We start from the raw sequence: 17,323 nt of genomic DNA on the forward strand, positions 1-17,323 counted from the left end.
GGTTCTTCCGCGGTCCGGCGCGCCGGCCGATCGATGATGCACGTCCATCGCACCAGGCCGCGCGGCATCCGCTCGCAGACAAATCTCGTCCCCCGTCCGACAGGGGGAGGGGAAGTCGGACGGAGGACGGAATCGAAAGAGGCGAGGGGCGGCGAAGCCGCCCGCCCCTCGCCTAGCGGACGGTTACCCGAAAACCGTCCGCGTGGCCGAATCCGGGTAGTCCGCAGAGCGGAGGTCGGATCAGCCGAACGCAGAAGCGTTCCAGCGGTTCAAGTATCGCCGGGATGCAAGCGCGGCGTCTGTAGGTATTTCGGGGGACAAGAGTGTCCTATGATTCGTCCTCCGCCAAGAGGGTCAGAAGCGCGATCCGCCCCAGCCGAGGTCGCGGCGCAGGGGCTCGCGCAGGGCTCGCTGCGAGACCGACCAGGCGCTTCGCTCGCGACGATCGTCGGCCACCGCCTCGGCGGCCTCGCCGGTGTACGCCTCGGTCACGACGGCGATGAGCGCCGCGAGCTCCACCTCGGAGGGCGCGCCGCGCCGCACGTCGATCGCGACGTGCTCGGCCTCGTCATCCGCGAGCGTCACAGGCCTGCCCCGCTGTCCAGGCGGCCGATCACAGCGGGATGTTCCCGTGCTTCTTGGGCGGCAGGCTCGCGCGCTTGCCGCGAAGGGCGCGCAGAGCCTTCGCGATGGAGACCCGCGTCTGCGCCGGCTCGATGATGCCGTCGAGCTCGCCCCGCTCGGCGGCGAGGAAGGGAGACGCCACGTTGTACGTGTACTCGTTGGCCAGGCGCGTGCGCACCGCGGCGACGTCCTCACCGGCTTCTTCGGCCCGCTTGATCTCGCCGCGGTAGAGGATGTTGACCGCGCCCTGACCGCCCATGACGGCGATCTCGGCCGTCGGCCAGGCGAGGTTGATGTCGGCGCCGAGCTGCTTGGAGCCCATGACGATGTAGGCACCGCCATAGGCCTTGCGCAGGATCACCGTGACCAGCGGCACGGTAGCCTCGGCGTAGGCGTACAGCAGCTTCGCGCCGCGGCGAATCACGCCGGTCCACTCCTGGTCGGTGCCCGGGAGGTATCCGGGAACGTCGACCAGCGTGACGATCGGGAGCGAGAACGCGTCGCAGAAGCGCACGAAGCGACTGGCCTTCTCGCCGGCCTCGATGTTCAGGGTGCCGGCCATCTGCGACGGCTGGTTGGCGATGATCCCGACGCTGCGCCCTTCGACGCGTCCGAAGCCGATCACGATGTTCGGCGCGAACAGCGGCTGCACCTCGAGGAAGTCTTCGGCATCGACGATCCCGCGGATCACCTGGTGGATGTCGTACGGCTGATTCGGCGAGTCGGGGATGATCGCATTCAGGGCCCGATCGGCATCCGTCGTCTCGAACTCGAACTCCGTCTCGTAGACGGGCAGCTCGGCGAGGTTGTTGTCGGGAAGGAAGCCGAGCATCGTGCGGACGTAGTCGATCGCGTCGTCCTCGTCCTCGGCGAGGTAGTGCGCGACGCCGGAGCGGGTGTTGTGCGTGTACGCGCCCCCGAGCTCTTCCATCCCGACGTCCTCGCCGGTGACGGTCTTGATCACATCGGGGCCGGTGACGAACATCTGGCTCGTCTTGTCGACCATGACGACGAAGTCGGTGAGGGCGGGGGAGTACACCGCGCCGCCCGCTGCCGGTCCCATGATGATGGAGATCTGCGGGATCACGCCGGACGCCTGCGTGTTCAGGCGGAAGATCTCGCCGTACTTGCCGAGCGCGACGACGCCCTCCTGGATGCGCGCGCCACCCGAGTCGAGGATTCCCACGATCGGGATGCCGGAGCGCAGCGCGAACTCCATGACCTTGATGATCTTCTCGCCCGCGACCTCGCCCAGCGATCCGCCGAACGTCGAGAAGTCCTGCGAGTACACCGCGACGGTGCGACCGTGGATCGTGCCGACGCCGGTGACGACGGAGTCGCCGTAGGGGCGGGAGCGGTCCATGCCGAAGGCGGTCGTGCGGTGCCGCACGTACTCGTCGAGCTCGACGAAGCTGCCGGGATCGACGAGCTGCTCGATGCGCTCGCGCGCCGTGCCCTTGCCCTTCGCGTGCTGCTTCTGCTTGGCAACCGTCTCGGCGTCGAGGACGGCCTCTTGATAGCGGGCGCGGAGGTCGGCGATCTTGCCGGCGGTCGTGAAGAGGTCGGGCTGATCGGTCACGGATTCCACCCTATCGGCGGGTCCCCGCCATCCGTTGGAGGGTTCGCACAAGGGGCCGCGGCATCCGCTGTCGATGCCGTCCCTGAGTACTCCTCTCCATTTCCGTGCGCGCTCCTCTCCGTTCCGTGAGCGCTCCTCTCCGGTCCCTGAGCCTGTCGAAGGGACGGATGCCGCGGCCCGCCGCTCGCGGGTAGCGTGTCGGACATGCCGATCCCCGAGCACGGATATCCCCGCACCGCCGCCGTCAGCCCGCGCGTGCAGGTCGTCGAGACCACCGAATCGACCAACGCCGACGTCGTCCGCCACATCGTCGAGTCGCCCGAGGACTGGCCGCACCTCTCGGTGCTGCTCACCACCGATCAGCGTGCCGGCCGGGGTCGCCTCGACCGCACGTGGGTCACGCCGCCGGGAACCGCGCTCGCCGTCTCGACCGTCGTGCGCGTGTCGGCCGTCCCCAATGAGTCGCGCGGATGGATTCCGCTGATCGCCGGCGCCGCCATGACCCGGGCGATCCGAGAACAGGTGCCGCCGAGCGGTCATTCGGTGGCGCTCAAGTGGCCGAACGACGTCCTCCTCGATGCCGGAAAAGTGTGCGGCATCCTCGCCGAGGTCGTGCCGGGGCACCCGGACGTCGTCGTCATCGGCTCGGGAGTCAACACTCGGATGCCGCGCACCGATCTTCCGGTCGCCACCGCCACATCGTTCGAGGCAGTGGGCCTCGAGTGCGACGAGGACCGACTGCTCGCCGACTACCTCGGTGCGCTCGACGAGATGCTCGGCGTGCTCATCGGCGCCCGCGGGAACGCGGTCGCCGCCGGACTGCTCGCCGACATCGAGTCGCTGTGCAGCACCATCGGCAGCGACGTCGCCGTCTCGCTGCCCGATGGCGAAACCCTGCGGGGGCGTGCGACGCGCATCGACGCGGACGGCCGGCTCGTCGTCGAGCAGGAGTCCGAGTTCGAGTCGGCCGTCTCGGCCGGCGACGTCGTGCACGTTCGCTGAGCCGGGTCGTTTCGGATTCGCGGCGTACACCCGTCGGCCCGGGTGCGACGGCATCCCCTCGACGCGGCCCCAGTCGGGGCCGTCAGAGCGCGGCCATCACAGATCGGTGAAGTCGTTGGAGGGCGTCCACATACGGTCGACTTCATCGCCGGTGAGCGAGAGGCCGATGAATTCGGCACCGACTTCTCCGGGCCTGCTGAGCGAATCCGTTCCCGGAACTGCTCGCATGCCGAGATTGACGGTGTCGACGACGCCGTCGCCGTCGCTGTCCCCCTCGCCCCAGCCGCCCGCTGCGATCACCTCGGCACGGGTCGAGCCGACTTTGATCCCCTCGGCGGTGATCACGTCTGCGTCGCCCACCGCTGGACTGAGGAACGTCACTGACGTCGGACCCCCGTCGAAACTCGCGACGGTGACATCCGCCCATGTGAAAGAGGTGCCGAAAAGGTCGCCGTTGCCCCTCGGGTCCTCGATGTCTTCTCGAGCCGGGGGCTGACCCGTGAGTTCCTCGATCAGCGCAACGAGCGACTCGGCCTGATCCAAAGTGAAGACATCCGTGCGGCCGTCATGCGTGTACTCGATCGCGTCGAGGGTGACGACGAGCTCATCAGCCGAAGTGTCCGAATCCAGGGGTGTGGGAGCAGGATCGGGCAGCGGCCGAATCGTCGGCGCGGCGGCGGTGCTCGTCGGGTCGCTCGAGGCGGCTCCCGCGCACCCCGTGAGCAGGAACGGAATCAACAGGATCGACGTGAGCATCGGGCGAGCGCGCATCGATCCAACCTACGTCCTGGAGTGCGTAGACATGACCTCCGTCCGTGCTCGGGCGAGCGGGTTATCGTCGGCCGGTGCTGGGCACGCTCGCTCCGCGCTCCTCGCCGCTTGGCGTGACACATGACGTTCCATGGCGTGGCAGGTCGGCGGTGTCGCAGACGCCGCCCACAATGGGTGCATGACGCAGCCGAGTACCTACGGCGGCAGGCCGATGGCGCCGGCGCCGGGGGCGCCGACGCCTGAGCTGCTCGTGGCGCGGTTCCGTGCGCATGCCCGCCGGCTGACGTGGTCGGCGATCGTGCTCATCGGGGTGGCGGGAGCTGCCGGCTACTTCTTCGGCAACCTGCCCGCGCCTCTCGAAGACTGGATGCTGCTGACCGCCGCGGGCGTGGTCGTCGTGTTCCTCGTCCTGCTGCCGTTCCTCCGCTGGTGGGCGCACATCTACACGATCACGACGCGTCGGGTCATCGAGCGGGGTGGTGTCCTGGCTGTGCGCCGTCGCGAGCTTCAGCACGTCCGCGGCTATACCGTGCAGGTGCGTCGGGGCCCTCTGCAGCGCATCTGGCGTACCGGAACCATCACCCTGACCAACGGCGTCGATGCTCCGCTTCGGCTCACGAACATCCCGAGCGTCGAGCTCGTCCACGAAGCGCTCGTCGATCAGGTCGAGGTCAATCAGATCCTCGCGCACCGCGACGGGCAGGCGCTGCCTCCGACCGCGAACGCCGCGCCCCCCGTCCCGCCGCTTCCGCCGGCGCCGTAGCCCGGCCGTGGCCGCCGCCGGAGTGCGGGATGATGGAAGCGGCCCATCGAGAGGGGAAGCGGTATGTCGCTGCGTGTTGGAGTCGTCGGTGGCGGGCAGCTCGCCCGCATGATGATCGCACCGGCCGTGGAACTCGGCGTCGAGCTGCGGGTGCTCGCCGAGGAGGAGGGGATGTCGGCATCCCTCGCCGCCACCGCCGTGGGCGACTATCGCGACGCCGAAACGGTGCTGGCCTTTGCGCGCGACGTCGACGTGATCACGTTCGACCACGAGCACGTGCCGCAGGACGTCCTCGCCACGCTCGTCGACGCGGGCGTCGCGGTGCACCCGGGTCCTGACGCGCTCCGGTTCGCGCAGGACAAGCTGCTCATGCGTGCCAGGCTGCAGGAGCTGGGGATGCCGCAGCCCGCGTGGGCGTCGGTGGAGACCGTCGACGAGCTGCAGGCCTTCATCGATCAGCAGGGCGGCCGCGCGGTGGTCAAGACGCCGCGCGGCGGATACGACGGCAAAGGCGTGCGCGTCGTATCGGCAGGCGTCGAGGCCGAGGACTGGTTCGCGACGCTCGCCGAAGACGCGCGCGGCGGTGCACTCCTCGTCGAGGAGCTCGTCGACTTCTCTCGCGAGCTCGCTCAGCAGGTCGCCCGCCGCCCGTCCGGGATGGTGCGCGCGTACCCCGTCGTCGAGACGGTGCAGCGGAACGGCGTCTGCGCCGAGGTCATCGCACCGGCACCGCACGGGAACGAACGGCTCCAGCAGGTCGCCGCGCAGATCGGCGTGGCCATCGCCGAGGGGCTCGGGGTGACCGGGATGCTCGCGGTCGAGCTGTTCGAGACGACCGATGAGCGCCTGCTCGTGAACGAGCTGGCCATGCGCCCGCACAACAGTGGTCACTGGAGCCAGGACGGCGCCGTCACCAGCCAGTTCGAGCAGCATCTCCGCGCGGTGCTGGACCTGCCGCTCGGCGACCCGTCGCCGCTGTCGGAGTGGTCGGTCATGGTGAACGTGCTCGGCGGACCCGCCGAAGGCTCGCTCGGCGAACGATTCTCCGCCGCCATGACGGAGCACCCCGCCGCGAAGATCCACACCTACGGCAAGGCGCCGCGACCGGGGCGCAAGGTCGGCCACGTCACCGCGGTCGGCGACGACCTCGACGAGGTCGCGTATCAGGCGCGCGCCGCGGCATCCTTCTTCCTCGACTGACACGGGGGCTGGGGTCCCTGAGCCGCCCGCCGTCCCTGAGCCGCGCTCGTCCCTGAGCCGTCCTCGGTCCCTGAGCCATCCTCGGTCCCTGAGCTTGTCGAAGGGCCGCGCCGTTGCGGGGATCTTCCAGGCACGCGCCCTAGCCTTGACGGGTGTCTGAGACCCCCACGAGCTCGCCGCCGCTGCACTCCTCCGACGCGCCGCTGATCGGCGTCGTGATGGGGTCCGATTCGGACTGGCGGGTCATGAGCGATGCGTCGCAGGCGCTGACCGACTTCGGGATCCCGCACGAGGTCGAGGTCGTCTCGGCGCACCGCACGCCCGACAAGCTCATGCGCTACGGCCGTGAGGCGCGAGCACGCGGATTGAGGGCCATCATCGCGGGTGCCGGCGGCGCGGCGCACCTGCCGGGGATGCTGGCATCCGTCACGGCCCTCCCCGTGATCGGCGTGCCGGTACAGCTCGCGACCCTCGACGGCATGGATTCGTTGCTGAGCATCGTTCAGATGCCGGCCGGAATCCCGGTCGCAACGGTGTCGATCAACGGCGCGAAGAACGCCGGACTGCTTGCGGCGCGCATCCTCGGAGCGTCAGACCCCGCCGTGGCCGATCGCGTCGAGGAGTACGCGCGCACGCTCGAGGGGCAGGTCGAGGAGAAGAATCGGCGGCTCAAGGAATCGCTGTGACCGTCATGAGCGCACCGCCGTCATCCGTTCGACCTCCGCGGTCGCGCGTCGTCGAAGAGCGACCCATGCGGTATCCGGACGCCTCATCGCGAGCTCTTATGACGAAGCGCGGGTGGTGGCTCGTGCTGCTGAACTTCGTGATGCCCGGATCGGCGCAGGCACTCGCGGGCAATCATCGGCTCGGACGCCTGGGACTCGGCTCCACCCTGCTGCTGTGGACCCTGGTCGTCGTCACGATCCTGTTCGCACTGCTCGCCCCGACCGCGGGGCTGAGCATCATCACCGGCGCATGGCTGCCGGAATGGCTGAGCCTCGTACGTCAGCTTCCCCTCCTAATCGCGCAAGGTCTGCTCGTCGCGTATGCCGTTCTCTGGAGCGTCCTCACCGTCGACACTCTGCGGCTCGTCCGCCTGGTCAAGACGGGCCCCGCTGCGAGATTCGGCATCGCCAGCCTGGCCGTCGTTCTCCTCGTCGTCGCGGGTGGCACAGCTGCCTACGCGGCGAACGTCGCCGGCACGACCCGCGCCACCCTCGGTGCCATCTTCGGCGTGAGCGGGCCCTCCGTGCCGCCGTCCGAGGGGTACTACAACATCCTGCTGCTCGGGGCAGACAGCGGAGAGGGCCGCGACTCGATGCGGTTCGACAGCATCTCTGTGGTCTCGGTCAACGCGACCACGGGTGCGACCACGATCACCGGCATCCCGCGTGACATGCCGAACTTCCCCTTCGCAGCCGGTCCGATGCAGGACCGCTACCCGAACGGACACGAGGGCCACGCCGACCCGGACTGCGGCTGGGGGAGCGGCATCAACCAGCTCCGCACCGAGGTCGAGGTGTGTCAGGACGGCAGCGCCGTGTATCCGGATGCCGTCGCGAACGGCTCCGCGCCGGGCATCGAGGCGACGAAGGACGCTGCCGAGGGGATCCTCGGGATCGAGATCCCGTACTACGTCTTCATCGACATGCACGGGTTCGCCTCGCTGATCGATGCGCTGGGAGGCGTCGACATCAACGTCGCCGAGCGCCTGCCGAAGGGCGGCGGCCCGGTGTACTCCGGTCAGCCGGTCGACGAGTGGGCGACGGGATGGATCGAGGCAGGCCCGCAGCACATGGACGGAGACACCGCCCAGTGGTACGCCCGCTCCCGCTACACGACGAGCGACTTCGATCGCATGGAGCGCCAGCGCGTGCTTCAGCAGGCGATGCTGGCGCAGTTCACGCCGCAGACGGTCTTGACCCGCTTCCAGGAGATCGCCGCGGCGGGCACCGACATCGTCGAGACCGACCTGCCGCAGTCACTCGTGCCGTTCCTCGCGGAGCTGGCGTTGAAGGCGAGGGAGCATCCCGTGACGACGATCGAGCTCACTCCCGAGGGCGGTATCGACGAGTACAACCCGGACTACACGTATATCCAGGAGCTGGTGCGCACAGCACTGCACCCGCCGACGCCGACCCCATCGCCGGAGGGCTGACGTGGTCGCCACACTGCGCGTCATGCTGGATCAGCTGGTGGCGCCGACCGAGCCGGAACTCGCCGAGGCGTCGCGCGAGCTCGCCCGGGCTCTGGTCGCGGGCGCACCTTCGGGGTGCGAGGTGGAGGCGATAGCGCCGGCGGGCGGCGAGGATGTCGTGGCCGCCGTTCCGGGTCTCACCGGATTGCGTCGCACGGCCCTCGCGCGGCGCGAGCTGTCTGCGGCGTTCCAACTCGGCGTGGGCACCGGCATCGGCGGCGGCATGATCCACTCGCCGTCCCTGTTCGCGCCGCTCGTGAAGCACGATCGCGTGCATGAGAACGACCAGACGGTGGTGACCCTCTGGGACTTCCGACCGTGGGAGTCGCCGAACGAGCTGCCTCGTTCGGTCGTGGGCTGGCACAAAGCCATGCTGAAGCGGGCGATCAAGCACGCTGATGCGATCGTGGTCCCCACCCACTCGCTGGCCGGCCATCTGCGCGAGATCGCACCCGCGCTCAGCGACCGGATCCGAGTGATCGCGGGTGCGTCACCGCTGCACTTCGAGGTCCCCGGAGACGAGGTGGGCCGCCGTCGAGCGATGGATCTGCCCGAAGGGTTCGTGCTGCTGTCGGGCGGGGCGTCGGCATCAGAGGGATTGGATGCCGGTCTCGCGGCGGTCGCGGCATCCGGGGTCGATCTTCCCGTTGTCGTGATCGACGTGGAGGAGGGTCATGAGCCCGCTGTCGCGGAGCTCGCGTCCGCCGCAGGCGTGCCCGAGCGGATGCTGCACGTTCGCGGCTCGCTGGACCCGGCCGATCGGGCCGCGGTGTTCGGGGCGGCGGTGGCGTTCGTGGCGCCGTCGCGGCGAGCGGCGTTCCCGTGGCGGGTCGTCGATGCCCTCACTCTGGGCGTGCCGCTGATCGCGGCGTACTCGACCGTGCACGACGAGGTCGTCGTCGACGGGGGCGTGCTGGTTCAGGCGACCGATTCCTCGTCTCTCGTGGACGGGTTGGGATCGGAGCTTGCGCGGGCGCTGTCGTCGACCGTGACGGCCGAGCGGCTGGGAGTGCTCGCCGGGGACCGGGGGCGAGTGTTCTCGTGGAGCGAGGCGGCTGACAAGGTGTGGATGCTGCACGCCGAGCTGTGACGTGCCTCTGAGCGCCACCTCGTCACCGTCGTCGACTTTCGGCAGACCGCGACGGCGTGGGAGACGGAAGTTTTCGCCCCCGTCACCTCAAGATGGCAACGTGTTGCGTGCGCAAAGTCTTGAACTCGCCTGGCGGAGATCCGTTCGAGCTCGACTCGGGGTCCTGGGATTGATCTGCGCGAGTGCCATCACGCTCGTCGCTTGCGCGACTCCATCCCAGGCCCCGGCACCGGTTGCGACCGCCAGCGTCGGCGCCACCACGCCGGCCACGTCGCCGTCGGCATCGCCCTCGCCGACAGAGAGCACTCCGGCTCCCATTCCCACGGAGTCGGCATCGCCAGTCACGCCGTTCAACGGAGAGGTCCTGGTCGTGACCGCGGAAGTGATCGGTTCCCGCCTGGAGGTCAGCGCGATGATTCCGGAGGTCAGTGAGTCGGACGGAACATGCACTCTTGAACTCGTCGACCAGGGCATCGCCGCAACGGTTGCAGGCACCGCCGGCAACGGGGTGACCTACTGCGGGCTCATGACCGTCGAGCCTCTCGACAGCGCCCCTAGTCCGTGGCAGTTCCGTGTGAAGTATGAATCCGCGTCGACGCGCGCCGAGTCAGCGGTCGGAACCGTGGAGCCCACACGATGAGCGCTCGCCGAAGTCTTCGATCTCGGGTTGCCCTGCTCGCTGCCTGCGCGACGGCCGCAGCGTTGCTCGTGGCTCTTCCTGCCACCGTCGCCCCCAACACTCCAGCGCAGGCCGCCGTCGCGTCCGAGTGGAACGCCGGGAACATCATCGACGATGCGGTCTTCTACAACTCGAACGCGATGGATGCGGGCGGTGTCCAAGGTTTCCTCAATCAGCGCGTTCGCAGTTGCTCGGCGGGATACACATGCCTGAAGGATTACAGGCAGAACACCGACAACAGACCGGTCGACCGCTACTGCGACGGCTATACCGGTCGAGCCAACGAGTCTGCTGCGCAGATCATCGACAATGTCGCTCGATCATGTGGCATCAGCCAGCAGGTGCTCTTGGTTCTGCTGGAGAAGGAGCAATCGCTCGTCACAAGCACGGCGCCATCGGCGTGGGCGTATTCAGCCGCAACAGGACAGGGCTGCCCGGACACGGCGCCCTGTGATGCCGCTACATCCGGATTCTTCTATCAGGTGTACTACGCGGCTCGACAGTACGAGATCTACCGACTCAGTCCGGCATCGTGGGGCTACCAAGCCGGGCGTTGGAACAACATCCTGTATCACCCTGAGGCGTCGCGGAATTGCGGTTCGGCACGGGTGTACATCGAGAACCAGGCCACCGCCGGCCTGTACATCTACACGCCGTACACCCCGAACGCGGCCGCGCTCAACAATCTGTATGGCACCGGCGACGGATGCTCTTCGTATGGCAACCGTAACTTCTGGCGCCTGTTCACGGACTGGTTCGGCTCGACTCGCAGCGCCGGTAGTCCGATTGGAAATCTCGAGATACTCGAATCGCTCCCCGGAGAACTGCGTGTCGCTGGTTGGGCGATCGATCCGCATACTGCGGATCCGATAGAGGTTCATGTCTACGCCGGGGACGTGGGCACCCCCTTCGTGGCGGATCGGGATCGACCGGATGTCGGCTCCGCCTACCCGTCCGCTGGGAGCCGCCACGGGTTCGATCAGCGCATTCCCGTGTCCGCTCCTGGGGCGACCAACGTCTGTGCGTACGCGATCAACGTGGGCCCGGGGGGCAACAAGCTGCTCGGCTGCCGTACGGTGACGGCGTACACGGGTGCGCCGGTCGGAGCGATTGATCAGATGACGATCTCGTCGGGATCCGTTGCGTTCAGCGGATGGGCGATCGATCCCGATACTTCCGGCTCGATCGAAGTTCACGCGTATGCCGACGGCGCGGGTGTGCCCCTTCTCGCAGATGCCGAGCGCAAGGACCTCGCGCCGCACTTCCCGCGACATGGGACGAGGCACGGCTTCTCCGCAAAGCTCGCGGTCCCCGTCGACGCGAAGACCCTCTGCCTCTACGCCATCAACGTCGGACGAGGCGAGAACACCACGTTGGGTTGTCGAAGCGTCATGGCACCGTCCGCAACCGACGCGGGCCGTCAACCGGTCGGAAATCTGGAGAGTCTGACCGTCGTCGGCACAACAGCGAGTATCGCCGGCTGGGCGATCGATCCCGATACCGCGGGCCCACTCAAGATCCATGTCTATGTGGGAGCCGCGGGCCGTGAGTACAGCGCGAATCGAAGCCGCCCCGACGTCGGCGTCGCCTATCCGCCTTACGGCCCTGGGCACGGGTTCGCGGAGCGCATCGACCTGCCGGCGGGCAACTCGACGGTGTGTGTGTACGCGATCGACACGGCCGGTGGCTCGAACACGAATCTGGGATGCCGCGATGTCACGGCCGCTGATCAAGGGCGAGTGCCGATCGGGAACTTCGAGGCGGTCGTCGTATCCGGGAGCACCGCGACTGTGGCCGGGTGGGCGATCGATCCTGACACGCCTCGGCCCATCGACGTCAAGATCAGCGTGAACTCGGCGACCACGCTCGTCACCGCGGACGTTGCGCGTACTGACGTCGGAGCCGCTCATCCCGGGTACGGGGTCGATCACGGGTTCTCTCGGAAGTTCGACATCCCGCCCGGCCCGTCGACGGTGTGCGTCACGGCGGTGAACACCGCCGGTGCCGACACGAATCTCGGATGCAAGACCGTTGCGACTCGGGACGAGGGCCGCGAGCCGATCGGAAGTGTGGATCGGATCACGGTTGTGGGTACGAAGGCCACCGTGCAGGGCTGGGCGATAGATCCCGACACCGCGCAGCCGATCGACGTTCATATCTACGCCGGTGGGGCTCGAACCGTGATCTCGGCAGCCGGGCACAGAACAGATGTCGCGGCGGCCTTTCCGCACTATGGCACCAACCACGGATTTGATGCCACTGTCGCCATCGGTGCCGGCTCGTCGAACATCTGCGTGTATGCCATGAACACGGCGGGCGCGAACATCGTCCTCGGCTGCAGTAAAGTCGTCGGCGTCACCGGCCCACCGTTCGGCAGCTTCGACGCCCTTTCAGCCTCGAACGGAGCCCTCACCGCAACCGGTTGGGCCATCGATCCCGACACGGTCGATCCGATCGGCGTCCACATCTATGTCGATGGTGTGCGGCACGAGTCGCCAGCAGGCCTCGCGCGACCGGACGTTGCGCGGGCCCACCCCGCTTACGGTGTGAGCCACGGATACTCGGCGACGATCTCCGCGTCTCGTGGATCGCACCAGGTCTGCGTCTATGCGATGGATGACACCGCCCGGCATAACTCGATGCTGGGATGCAAGACCGTCACGGTTCCCTGAGAGGGAGGAACAGCTGAGACATACCGAGTCGAGCGGCGGTCGAGCCGGACGGGATGGATCGACGACGCTTGAGCGGCTCAGCCTCTGCCGGGTCCGCTTGTTGAGTGCGCGCTGTCGAGATCCGGGGTCGGCTTGATCGATCCAACTGGTCGCGCAGCCAGTGACGCGGTCAGAACCACGATGCCCGCGAGGAACACCACGGCGAGGAACGGCATCGCAACCGGAGGAGTCCAGGTGGGGGAGGCGAGCCAGGGGGCTGGATCGCCGACGCTGTATCGGTGTGCCGCTCGAATAGCGATGACGATTGCCCCGAGGGCGAAGAACCCGGGGTAGATGACTCGGAACGAGCTGAGCAGCCGGGATGTGAGCGCGTCCTCCCGAGCGACCGGATCGAATGCGGCGTCTGTTGTCCAGGCGCAGAGCCCGAGAAGCAGGGCGACAAGCGGGAGGGTGTAGCGCCCCTGCCAGCCGAAGCCCGACCACTGCATGCCCGCCAGGATCCCCGGCAGGAGCGTGCAGACGGCGAACGCGAACAGGATCGCAATACGTTTGCGCCCGATGACGGCGGCAAACGAGACGAGGACGAAGCCGCCCGCGAGCAGGACCCACAGGATCGACAGGATCTGCGGGCTCGGGAGATCAAGCCAACCGAGATTTCCGTACATCTGGGTGACCTGCTCATGGTAGTTGGAGTAGAACACTGAGATCCCACGCAGACCGGCACGCAGGCCAGCAGGGCGCTCCACTCCCACATAGTTCGTTCCGTGCAAGAGCACCCATCCGACACTCCCGAGAGCCACCATCGCGAGAACGATCGCGATGACCCATGTGGAGCGTCGCCGTAGTACATGGAGCGTCTGGCTCCACGGCACAGTGAGGAGCAGCGCGACCGCGCTGATCACAAGAAAGAGCGGGGACAACCCTCGAGTCACGATGAGCACACTCCCCGCCGCGAGCAGGAGCGAGTGATGCTCGCCCCAGGACTTCGAAGTCGAGGTGATGACGTGATAGCCCGACACCGTCACGGCGAAGAGAGACGCGATCTCCCAAGCGCTCGGATTGAGCACCATTCCTACGTAGATCGTCATCGGGGTCAGGAGGAGTGCCGCGGCGACCGTTGGCCAAGGTGTGCGTGCCCGGCGCCAGGTCAATGAGAGGCCCCATGCAAGGAAGAGCGAGGTAAACAGGGCGGCAAGTGCCCGCGCGACGTAGAGCCCGTACTCCGTGGGGAGGATCAGCGAGCCGAGTCCGGTCCATGCGTAGAAGACAGGATTGTAGAGACCTGCGTTCGTCTGCGACAACACGGCTGCGTTCGACGCGATGCCGAGCGGCTCCTGGCATGCTGCGGTGATATCCGGGTGGAACGCGATGCACGCGGCCAGATGGTGAAGATTGGCGATCCGCGCTGGCACCGTCGGCTCGAGCGTTCCCGCTTGACCCCTCGCGACGGCTGCGGAATAGACGTAATGGGCCGCCTCATCCGCACCTGACACGAGTGGGAAGAACAGTGAGCCCGCAAGCAGCATCGCGAAGATCGCGATGAACAGCATCGAGACATGAAGCAGTGGTCTCGTCGCCAGCTTTCGGGTGGCGTCGCCAACGGTCGTCACGATGCGCGAAGTCGGCTCGCTGGAAGAAATGTCGGTACCACACTTTCGATCTGCGGCGACCAGCCTACAAGAGTCCACGCAGGGCGAACGCGCGGCGGGGTCTACCGACTGCCTGTTACGATTCAGCGTGATGTCCCCCCACCGTCCGCGCATGCTCGTCATCGTTCCTGCCTGGAACGAAGCGCAGAACGTAGGCGCTACAGTCCGAGAGATTCTCGCGCAGCCCGAGGGCTACTCGGTGGTCGTGATCGATGACGGTTCATCCGACGAGACAGCACAGATGGCGCGCTCTGCTGGAGCGGATGTGCTGAGTCTGCCGTTCAACATGGGCGTCGGCGGCGCGATGCGAACTGGATTCGTCTACGCCCAGCGCCTCGGGTTCGATCAGGCGATTCAAGTCGACGCCGACGGGCAGCACAATCCCGCGGACATCGCCCGCGTGATGAGCGGCCTCGCCATTGCTGACATCTCTATCGGCGCTCGATTTGCCGACGTCGGGGATTACTCCGCGAAGGGTCCGCGCCGCTGGGCGATGAAGCTGCTCGCATCGGTGCTCAGCAGGATCTCCAAGAAGCGTCTCACCGATGTGACCAGCGGCTTCCGCGCGGCGAATCGGCGGGCGATCGATCAGTATGTGCGCTACTACCCGGCCGAGTACTTGGGTGACACCGTCGACTCCCTCGTGAGCGCGATACACGCCGGCTTGACGGTGACGCAGGTTCCCGTTGCGATGCGTCCTCGCGCTGCCGGCAAGCCGAGCCAGAATCCGCTCGGCGCGACCCTCTATCTTGTCCGGGCGGTGTTCGCTTTATCACTTGCGCTGATGCGAGGATCGCGTACGACCACAGTGGTACACGCATGATCCTCACCATCGCCGGAGTGTGTTTCGCACTTCTCGTCCTCGCAATCATCATCACGATGCTGTTGCGCCGCCAGTTGCGTGAGAAGTATGCGACACTCTGGCTGGTCATCGGCGTCGCCGTGTTGATTCTCGCGGTCTTCCCTGGGCTGCTCTTCGGGTTGAGCGACGTCCTCGGATTCGAGGTGCCGTCGAATCTGTTGTTCGTCCTCTCGATCGTGCTGCTTGTCGGAGTCGCATTGCACCTCTCGTGGGAACTGTCCCGCGCCGAGGAGGAGATCCGCAGACTGGCTGAAGAAAGCGCGATCAGCCGCGGAGAAGCCGAAGCCCTCTCAGCGCGAATCACGCGGCTCGAGGGTGTCGCGGGGCGTGAAGAATCGGACTCACCGAAGCGCCGCTCCTAAGCCACTGTCAGCGACGCTTCGCAAATACCCAGTACCTGTAGGCGAAGTAGTTCCATATGGTGGTGGACGCTACCGCCGCCACCTTGCCGATTTCCCAAGGCCAGCCGATGGCGTCTATCCCCGCGACGATGGCGGTCGTCGCGAATGTGTTGAAGATGACCAGCAGCGTGTATTTGACGGCGCTGGATCCCCACGCGCTCTCTCCATCGAACGTGATCGCACGTTGCATCAGATAGGTCAAACCGAAGCTCGTCAGGAAAGCGGCCGGCGTGGCGATGACGAGCGGTACCCCGATGATCTCGTGAAGAATCGCCAGAAGCCCGATGTCGATGAGGAAGGCTAGTCCGCCGACGAGGAGATAGCGGACAGCGCTCATCGACCACGCTCGAGCAGCCACGCGAGCGATCACGTTGCGATGGTGTGCAGGCACGGACGGGTCTCAGACGGGAGCAGCTCTGGATGTGAGGTACGCCTTGAGCTCGGCTCGGTGATCGGCAGGTCGACCCATGATGCGCGTGATCTTCTCGCAGTCGAGCCCGCTGTTGGTGGGCCGCGATGCAATCGGGCCGGCAGCACTGGAGAAATAGGCGGAAGTCGTCACCGGGGTGACACGGTCCGGGTCGTGCCCGGTGAGGCGGTAGACGTCGCGCGCGATCTCGTACCAGGTCGTGAGCTCGCCGCTATTGGTGACGTTGTACACCCCGGGCTCCGCTTCATCCTCGAGCAGGTGTCGAATCGCTTTCGCAATCGTCGAGGTGAAGGAGAGGCGTCCCGATTGATCGCTGACCACCTTCGGGTCCACCCCTCGCTCGGCGAGCGACGCCATAGTCCGAACGAAGTTGTTGCCGTCCCCGATGACCCAGCTGGTCCGAACGACATAGTGTCGCGGCACCGTCTGGGCGATGAGATCGCCAGCGGCCTTGGTCTGCCCATAGACACCGAGCGGCGAAACAGGATCGAGCTCGCTGTAATCGGTGGACTTCGTGCCGTCGAAGACGTAATCGGAAGAGACGTGGACGAGCACGATCCCGTTGACGTTGGCGATGTGGGCGAGTCGTGCGACGGCCGTGACGTTCGCCGCCCATGCCGCAGTGCGGCCGTCTGGGGTCTCGGCCGCGTCCACTTTGGTGAAGGCGGCTGCATTGATGATCGTGCCGTAGTCGCGCCAGCGACGCGCCCCTTCGAGGTCGGGCCCGGTGAGATCCAAGTCGGCGCGCGAGGCGTACTCGATGTGAGCATCGCCGCCGAGTTCGACGCGGAGAGCGCGTCCGAGCTGGCCGTCCGCGCCAGTGACCAGAATCCGCTTCGGACCCATCGGGGTGACGTCGCCGAGGCGCGGGTGATTCTTGTCCTTCTCGCTGATCTCGACCTGATCGAGGGGGATCGGCCACTGGATGTTCGCCGTCTCGTCGGCGAGATTGAGGAACGTGTAACTCGCGCTCGAGGACCAGTGATCGTTGACGAGGTAGGTGTATGCGGTGTCCGGCTCAAGCGTTTGATATGCGTTTCCCACGCCTCGAGGCACGAAGATCGCTCGGGAAGGGTCGATCTCTGTCGTGTAGACCGTCCCGAAAGTGGCGCCTTCGCGAAGGTCGACCCAGGCTCCGAAGATCCGGCCGGTGGCAACAGACACGTACTTGTCCCACGGTTCCGCGTGGATCCCTCGTGTGGTTCCTACGGCGTCGTTGAAGGAGACATTGTTCTGCACCGGCCCGAAGTCGGGCAGGGAAATCCCCGAATCAGTCATCTTCTCGCGTTGCCAGTTCTCCTTGAACCAACCTCGCGTGTCGCCGTGCACAGGCAACTCCAGCACCAAGAGTCCTGGAATCGGGGTTTCGATGGCCTGGAGGCGCTTGCCGAACTCGATCCCCAC

The 17,323-nt window shown here is 66.8% G+C and carries 15 protein-coding genes; 9 read left to right on the forward strand and 6 right to left on the reverse strand.

The window, feature by feature from the left end; all coding sequences use genetic code 11:
* Nucleotides 1–354 precede the first annotated feature (354 nt).
* The gene (locus WYM_RS03650) at nucleotides 355–585 is read right to left on the reverse strand and encodes an acyl-CoA carboxylase subunit epsilon (protein WP_019179474.1); all 231 of its coding nucleotides are present in this window, start codon (nucleotides 583–585) and stop codon (nucleotides 355–357) included.
* Nucleotides 586–613: 28 nt separating this feature from the next.
* A complete protein-coding gene (locus WYM_RS03655) occupies nucleotides 614–2,203 on the reverse strand; it encodes a carboxyl transferase domain-containing protein (RefSeq protein ID WP_026059520.1) in 1,590 nt (529 codons plus the stop codon).
* 204 nt (nucleotides 2,204–2,407) lie between these two features.
* Here WYM_RS03655 and WYM_RS03660 point away from each other — a divergent pair, with 204 nt between their 5' ends.
* Nucleotides 2,408–3,205 carry a biotin--[acetyl-CoA-carboxylase] ligase gene (locus tag WYM_RS03660; RefSeq protein ID WP_026059521.1) on the forward strand — a complete coding sequence of 266 codons (798 nt, stop codon included), beginning with the start codon at nucleotides 2,408–2,410 and terminating at the stop codon, nucleotides 3,203–3,205.
* A gap of 96 nt (nucleotides 3,206–3,301) precedes the next feature.
* Here WYM_RS03660 and WYM_RS03665 read toward each other — a convergent pair whose 3' ends face one another.
* A complete protein-coding gene (locus WYM_RS03665) occupies nucleotides 3,302–3,976 on the reverse strand; it encodes a hypothetical protein (RefSeq protein ID WP_019179477.1) in 675 nt (224 codons plus the stop codon).
* Between the two features lie 178 nt (nucleotides 3,977–4,154).
* On the opposite strand from WYM_RS03665, the gene WYM_RS03670 reads away from it, so the two are divergent.
* From WYM_RS03670 to WYM_RS19070, 6 genes are all read left to right on the forward strand, one after another.
* Entirely contained in the window at nucleotides 4,155–4,739 is a 585-nt protein-coding gene (locus WYM_RS03670) for a PH domain-containing protein (protein ID WP_026059522.1), read from the forward strand.
* Between the two features lie 63 nt (nucleotides 4,740–4,802).
* Nucleotides 4,803–5,939, forward strand: a complete 1,137-nt coding sequence (locus WYM_RS03675; protein WP_019179479.1) for a 5-(carboxyamino)imidazole ribonucleotide synthase — start codon at nucleotides 4,803–4,805, stop codon at nucleotides 5,937–5,939.
* A 218-nt stretch (nucleotides 5,940–6,157) separates the two neighbouring features.
* Nucleotides 6,158–6,625, forward strand: a complete 468-nt coding sequence (gene purE / locus WYM_RS03680) for a 5-(carboxyamino)imidazole ribonucleotide mutase (protein ID WP_026059523.1) — start codon at nucleotides 6,158–6,160, stop codon at nucleotides 6,623–6,625.
* 5 nt (nucleotides 6,626–6,630) lie between these two features.
* Nucleotides 6,631–8,097: an LCP family protein gene (locus tag WYM_RS03685; protein ID WP_192813704.1), complete on the forward strand. Its 1,467-nt coding sequence runs from the start codon at nucleotides 6,631–6,633 to the stop codon at nucleotides 8,095–8,097.
* A 1-nt stretch (nucleotide 8,098) separates the two neighbouring features.
* Nucleotides 8,099–9,226 (forward strand): glycosyltransferase, encoded by a 1,128-nt coding sequence (locus WYM_RS03690; RefSeq protein WP_019179482.1) that lies wholly within the window; start codon nucleotides 8,099–8,101, stop codon nucleotides 9,224–9,226.
* Between the two features lie 819 nt (nucleotides 9,227–10,045).
* The gene (locus WYM_RS19070; RefSeq protein WP_237739287.1) at nucleotides 10,046–12,577 is read left to right on the forward strand and encodes a hypothetical protein; all 2,532 of its coding nucleotides are present in this window, start codon (nucleotides 10,046–10,048) and stop codon (nucleotides 12,575–12,577) included.
* A 77-nt stretch (nucleotides 12,578–12,654) separates the two neighbouring features.
* Here the strand turns inward: WYM_RS19070 and WYM_RS03705 are convergent, their stop codons facing one another.
* Nucleotides 12,655–14,127 (reverse strand): DUF2142 domain-containing protein, encoded by a 1,473-nt coding sequence (locus tag WYM_RS03705; protein WP_019179485.1) that lies wholly within the window; start codon nucleotides 14,125–14,127, stop codon nucleotides 12,655–12,657.
* A 211-nt stretch (nucleotides 14,128–14,338) separates the two neighbouring features.
* Between WYM_RS03705 and WYM_RS03710 the strand changes: the two genes are divergently transcribed.
* Both WYM_RS03710 and WYM_RS03715 read left to right on the forward strand, forming a co-directional pair.
* On the forward strand, nucleotides 14,339–15,049 hold the full coding sequence (locus WYM_RS03710) for a glycosyltransferase family 2 protein (RefSeq protein WP_019179486.1): 711 nt from the start codon (nucleotides 14,339–14,341) through the stop codon (nucleotides 15,047–15,049).
* On the forward strand, nucleotides 15,046–15,450 hold the full coding sequence (locus WYM_RS03715; protein ID WP_019179487.1) for a DUF2304 family protein: 405 nt from the start codon (nucleotides 15,046–15,048) through the stop codon (nucleotides 15,448–15,450). The genes WYM_RS03710 and WYM_RS03715 overlap by 4 nt, the downstream gene beginning before the upstream one ends.
* 7 nt (nucleotides 15,451–15,457) lie before the next feature.
* Here WYM_RS03715 and WYM_RS19075 read toward each other — a convergent pair whose 3' ends face one another.
* A complete protein-coding gene (locus tag WYM_RS19075) occupies nucleotides 15,458–15,859 on the reverse strand; it encodes a GtrA family protein (protein WP_157524835.1) in 402 nt (133 codons plus the stop codon).
* 30 nt (nucleotides 15,860–15,889) lie between these two features.
* Nucleotides 15,890–17,323, reverse strand: coding sequence for a sugar nucleotide-binding protein (locus tag WYM_RS03725; RefSeq protein WP_019179489.1), 1,434 nt, complete (start codon nucleotides 17,321–17,323; stop codon nucleotides 15,890–15,892).

Source organism: Microbacterium yannicii PS01 (assembly GCF_000304335.1).
GTDB lineage: Bacteria > Actinomycetota > Actinomycetes > Actinomycetales > Microbacteriaceae > Microbacterium > Microbacterium yannicii_A.

Excerpts from the sequence above, each read along its gene's own strand:
- WYM_RS03660 (WP_026059521.1), top strand. The coding sequence starts at position 2,408 with ATGCCGATCCCCGAGCACGGATATCCCCGCACCGCCGCCGTCAGCCCG.
- WYM_RS03665 (WP_019179477.1), bottom strand. The coding sequence starts at position 3,976 with ATGCGCGCTCGCCCGATGCTCACGTCGATCCTGTTGATTCCGTTCCTG.
- WYM_RS03670 (WP_026059522.1), top strand. The coding sequence starts at position 4,155 with ATGACGCAGCCGAGTACCTACGGCGGCAGGCCGATGGCGCCGGCGCCG.
- WYM_RS03675 (WP_019179479.1), top strand. The coding sequence starts at position 4,803 with ATGTCGCTGCGTGTTGGAGTCGTCGGTGGCGGGCAGCTCGCCCGCATG.
- purE (WP_026059523.1), top strand. The coding sequence starts at position 6,158 with ATGGGGTCCGATTCGGACTGGCGGGTCATGAGCGATGCGTCGCAGGCG.
- WYM_RS03685 (WP_192813704.1), top strand. The coding sequence starts at position 6,631 with ATGAGCGCACCGCCGTCATCCGTTCGACCTCCGCGGTCGCGCGTCGTC.
- WYM_RS19070 (WP_237739287.1), top strand. The coding sequence starts at position 10,046 with ATGGATGCGGGCGGTGTCCAAGGTTTCCTCAATCAGCGCGTTCGCAGT.
- WYM_RS03705 (WP_019179485.1), bottom strand. The coding sequence starts at position 14,127 with ATGCTGTTCATCGCGATCTTCGCGATGCTGCTTGCGGGCTCACTGTTC.
- WYM_RS03710 (WP_019179486.1), top strand. The coding sequence starts at position 14,339 with ATGCTCGTCATCGTTCCTGCCTGGAACGAAGCGCAGAACGTAGGCGCT.
- WYM_RS03715 (WP_019179487.1), top strand. The coding sequence starts at position 15,046 with ATGATCCTCACCATCGCCGGAGTGTGTTTCGCACTTCTCGTCCTCGCA.